The sequence below is a fragment of the Ruixingdingia sedimenti genome, from assembly GCF_031432425.1.
Lineage (GTDB): Bacteria > Pseudomonadota > Alphaproteobacteria > Rhodobacterales > Rhodobacteraceae > Ruixingdingia > Ruixingdingia sedimenti.
This window is the reverse complement of the sequence record NZ_JAVKPH010000123.1, coordinates 1-904: the sequence shown is the minus strand read 5'-3', so window position 1 is coordinate 904 and position 904 is coordinate 1. Positions and strand designations below refer to the sequence as shown.

At 62.6% G+C, this 904-nt stretch carries 2 protein-coding genes; both read left to right on the top strand.

Going from position 1 to position 904, the window contains the following annotated elements; genetic code table 11:
- Positions 1–684 (top strand): phage tail tip fiber protein (locus RGD00_RS23400; protein WP_310459631.1); only part of this gene is annotated, 684 nt, incomplete at its 5' end.
- A gap of 5 nt (positions 685–689) precedes the next feature.
- Entirely contained in the window at positions 690–824 is a 135-nt protein-coding gene (locus RGD00_RS23395) for a hypothetical protein (RefSeq protein ID WP_310459630.1), read from the top strand.
- Positions 825–904: the final 80 nt, after the last annotated feature.

Genomic DNA, 904 nt, shown 5'->3' with positions numbered 1-904 from the left:
GCCTTCGGTGAGAACGTGGCCATCCTCGCCACCTACCAGGGCGGCAAGAACCTGATCGTGGACTATGGCAAGACCATCATCGACGGCGGGATGGTCAAGACCGGCACCCTCAAGGCCGACAGCGTCGACACCTCCTCGTTCTCCACCGCCGGTCTGGCCGTGTTCGGGGACAGCCTGCAAAGCACGGATTTCTCGGCCGGGACGGCAGGCTGGCGGATCCAGAAGAATGGCACCGCCGAGTTCGGCACCCTTGCGTTGCGGGAGGGGGCCGTGTCCGCCGTCTACGGAGCCGAGCAAGAGGCGGAGATCAACACGCAGGCAACATGGCTGACGATCTGTTCCCTGACGTTCACCCCGTCCACAAACCGGCAGCTGCTGGTGATGTATTCCGCCCTCCTGCGGTGCAACCCGTCCTTTTCCGGGGGGGACGACATCCAGACCGTTTTTGATGCCGTGAACTACAGGATCGTATGGCGGGGGAGCGCGGCGCGAAGCCGCACACTCTCCTTGCCCCGCACAATCGCCTTCGCCCAGCGCGGTCAGCACATCAACGACATCATGCTGGTCAGTCCTGGTGGCCTGACCTCGGGCACTCTGGAATTCCAGTTCCAGCGGGGCTCGGCCGACGCCAACCGGGCCTATGCCTCACAAGCCACCCTCGTCGCGCAAGAACTCAAGAGGTAACGAAGATGCTTGAAGTGCTCCAGTTCTACGTCTCGAGCTTCTGGATCTGGCTCGGCCTGACCTGCGGCCTGGTGATCATCGTGCAGGGCATCGCCAACATCCTCCACGGACTGTTCGGACTGTACGGTCGAGGAAAGTAGGCTGTCAGGAAAGGGCGGTGGGCAAACTTTTCCCGGCCAAAGCTGACGCCCTATTCGGCCAAAGCTGACGCCGCGCTACA

Excerpts from the sequence above, each read along its gene's own strand:
- RGD00_RS23395 (WP_310459630.1), top strand. The coding sequence starts at position 690 with ATGCTTGAAGTGCTCCAGTTCTACGTCTCGAGCTTCTGGATCTGGCTC.